This is a genomic window from Streptomyces sp. SID12501 (assembly GCF_010550245.1).
Taxonomy (GTDB): Bacteria; Actinomycetota; Actinomycetes; order Streptomycetales; family Streptomycetaceae; genus Streptomyces.
In genome coordinates, this window is the sequence record NZ_JAAGLU010000949.1 from 1 (window position 1) to 401 (window position 401).

The following is a 401-nucleotide window of genomic DNA, read 5'->3' on the forward strand; positions in this document are numbered from 1 at the left end:
CTCTACATGATCGGCCGGCTGCTCGACCTGCCCCGCAAGGAGGCCCGGTCCCGCGCCGACGAGCTGCTGGAGCGGATCTCGCTGACGGAGGCCGCCAAGAAGGCGGTCATGCACTACTCCGGCGGTATGCGCCGCAGGCTGGACCTGGCCGCCTCCATGATCGGCCGGCCGGCCGTGCTGTACCTGGACGAGCCGACCACCGGTCTGGACCCCCGCACCCGCAACGAGGTGTGGGACGAGGTGCAGCGGATGGTCGCCGAGGGGGCCACCGTCCTGCTCACCACCCAGTACATGGAGGAGGCCGAGCAGCTCGCCAGCGAGCTGACGGTCATCGACAAGGGCAGGGTCATCGCGAACGGCAAGGTCGACGAGCTGAAGGCGCGCCTCGGCGGCCGGACCTT

The 401-nt window shown here is 70.3% G+C and carries 1 protein-coding gene; it reads left to right on the plus strand.

Going from position 1 to position 401, the window contains the following annotated elements; translation table 11 throughout:
- A partial coding sequence (locus tag G3I71_RS49275; protein WP_164325507.1) for an ATP-binding cassette domain-containing protein occupies positions 1 to 401 on the plus strand: 401 nt, incomplete at both ends.